Raw genomic sequence first — 1497 nt, 5'->3', positions numbered from 1 at the left:
GGCGCACGCTGCGCGTGCGCCGCAGCTTTTAGGGTTTTATATTTAATTAAGCCCACTTACTTACTGTTACATTACAAAGGAAACAGTACGTCTATTGGTAATGAAATTCAGTTTATTTTTAGTGTCGATTCTTATCATTTTAGGATTTATTGCTTGTACAGTAATTGCCGCTATTATAAATCCCCATATTCTGACAAGTTTTTTCTCAAATTCCCCTAGTAAGCTTTTTTATGATGTTGAGCATTACGCCAACTCCGCCATCCATCAAACTTGCAATGCCTTTTATCCATTATGGCCATGGTTAATTAATAGACTGGGAAAACCTCAGACCGTCGATGAAGCTGCTTTATACTTTCGTGTTTTTGGTAGTTTATTTTCTTTAATTGGTGTTCCTCTATTTTTGTTTCTATTATTGCGAAATATCAAAAGCTATAAAATAGCGATTTTAGTGACGGGGCTATACGCGATCTGCCCTCTTGCGATTTTTAGAGTAATTGGTTACACAGAAGGCATTTTTTCTTTTTTAAGTCTTCTGCTTTTAATAGTTCTCACCGATCTCAAAATAAATTCTCAAGTACCGATTGGAACTTCTAAATTAATCTACTTATTAATATCTACATTTCTTTTATCGCTGTTGCTGTCGTTGACAAGACCTTTCTTAATCCAGTCATTATTTGCTTCTATCTCTGCCTTAGGTTCTATTCTGGTCATTAATTGGGGCATTAATAGAATAAAGAATGGCTCGGATTATTGGAAGATATTAAAAATCCATGGTGTGTCTACCCTCATGATTTGTTTTGGGGCGATCGCAGGATATTGTATATATGGCTATTACTGCTTAGGGGTAAGGGGGGATTTTCTTGCCCCCTTTCACGATCAGAAAGCTTGGGGAAAGCAACTAGGATTTTATCCACAGCTATTTTTTATCCCGCTCACCTATGCCGATTTTATTTCGATATATTTACCGTTTATAGCCTTAATTGTGGCATGGCTAATTGCCATCTCTTCTAACATTAGAAAGCTGAGCTTTATAATTCCAAATCTTTGGCAATGGGTATTTCTATTTGCCTATCCCCCAGCTTTTATTGCCTACTATGGATTTGATTTTCAAAAAAAGAACCTATCAAAAGTACCTAGCAAGTTACAAGAAATCGGTTTAACTCAATCTTCTCAAAAGATCGCTACTAGTTATACATTTTGGTTTTGTATCTATTTTGCTCTGATACATTCCATTATTATTGTATTTAGCGATGAAAAACTAACGAGCCTCAGACGTTTTATATTTGGTACTCCTTACTTCTTTGTTGTTGTTGCTTACTTAAGCCAATGCTTCCCATCGCGCATGGTTAGCAAACTACTTTTATGGATATTGGGATTATCAAGTATTGGACTAGTTCAGTATTGGCTGGATTATAGCAATTATGTTTGGATTGGTTAATAAAAAGAAGGGAGTAGGGGCGCTTCGCGCCCCTACTCCCTTCTAATATAAAACCCAAA

Annotated in this window: 1 protein-coding gene; it reads left to right on the top strand. The window is 36.3% G+C overall.

All coding sequences use genetic code 11. The annotated features are described in order from the left end of the window. Window positions 1-121: 121 nt before the first annotated feature. Window positions 122-1438: a hypothetical protein gene (locus PSE7429_RS22780; RefSeq protein WP_144052572.1), complete on the top strand. Its 1317-nt coding sequence runs from the start codon at window positions 122-124 to the stop codon at window positions 1436-1438. Window positions 1439-1497 lie beyond the last annotated feature (59 nt).

Origin of the sequence: Pseudanabaena biceps PCC 7429, from assembly GCF_000332215.1 — a bacterium.
GTDB classification, from domain to species: Bacteria; Cyanobacteriota; Cyanobacteriia; order Pseudanabaenales; family Pseudanabaenaceae; genus Pseudanabaena; species Pseudanabaena biceps.
The sequence above is the reverse complement of the archived record's forward strand: the minus strand, read 5'-3'. Positions and strand labels throughout refer to the sequence as shown.